At 40.0% G+C, this 1,067-nt stretch carries 2 protein-coding genes; both read left to right on the top strand.

The window, feature by feature from the left end:
• Positions 1 to 37: 37 nt before the first annotated feature.
• Positions 38 to 526 (top strand): helix-turn-helix domain-containing protein, encoded by a 489-nt coding sequence (locus AC23P2_RS31090; protein ID WP_487776787.1) that lies wholly within the window; start codon positions 38 to 40, stop codon positions 524 to 526.
• Positions 527 to 549: 23 nt separating this feature from the next.
• Complete coding sequence (locus tag AC23P2_RS31085; protein ID WP_487776788.1) at positions 550 to 1,053, top strand: transposase; 504 nt, start codon at positions 550 to 552, stop codon at positions 1,051 to 1,053.
• Positions 1,054 to 1,067: the final 14 nt, after the last annotated feature.

The following is a 1,067-nucleotide window of genomic DNA, read 5'->3' as shown; positions in this document are numbered from 1 at the left end:
ATACTAAACTCATATCAAGTTGACGTATATTTGTATAATGAAAAACTATGTAGAGCTCATAAGTGAAAGCGAGGCAGATTTATTTACAATAGAGCACAAGCAGAAACGTGCAACGGCTCGTGATCGGGTACGCTTTATTCGATTTTTAAAAACCGGGCAAGCGCGATCACAAGTACAGGCAGGTGAATTAATTGGATTATCGCCTCGTCAAAGTCAACGTCTTTGGCAGATGTACTGCCAAAAAGGGTTAGCTGGTTTAATTGGGGCTAACCATGGTGGGCACTATAGAGGTAAACTGAGTCATTTACAGTTGGAAGAGTTGAAAACCCATCTGCGTAGCGATGCTGTTAGCCAACTCAGTCAGGTACAAATTTACCTTAAAGAAGGTTTTGGGATTGACTATAGCCTTTCGGGCTTGAGTGTTTTGTTTAGCCGTCATGGCATTAAACTCAAAACAGCTCGTGCCAGTAATATCCGTCAAGCAGAAGGTGCTGTTGAATCTTTTAAAAAAACTTCAGGGAGTTAAGAGCAAATTTTTCGGATGAAGCCATTTTCTTCCATGATGAGTTACGGGCCGGGACACGCACCGAATTGGGGCGAAAATGGGCACCCATAGGACATCGACCTGTAGGTAAGGTCAAAATCGGCTATGAATTTACCTATTTGTATCTAACTCTTTGCCCTTTTACTGGAGACGGATTTGCTGCTTTTTTGCCTAAATTAGATAGCGACAATTTCGCTTGGTTTGTTAAAAAAGTAGAAGATTGTGTTACAAAAAACTGTCTTTTTATTGCAGACGGAGCTACGGCACATAAGCCTAATTTATTTGAAAAGAGCAAGTTACAGTTAGTCAAATTACCTGCCGCCTGTCCCGAACTCAATCCGGTGGAAAGGTTTTTCAAAGAAGTAAGACGTCAATTAAAAAGTCGAGTATTTGACACACTGGAATTGGCGCAAAAAGCCCTAAAAGATGCAGTTGAAAAGGTATCCGAATCTGCTCAAAAGGTTATTTCTTTAACCTGTTTCCCTTATATTAAAAATACGTCACCTTAGTTTAAATTTAGTAT

The sequence above is a fragment of the Runella sp. R0.1_18 genome (assembly GCF_057652155.1).
This window is presented reverse-complemented; position numbering and strand designations above follow the sequence as displayed.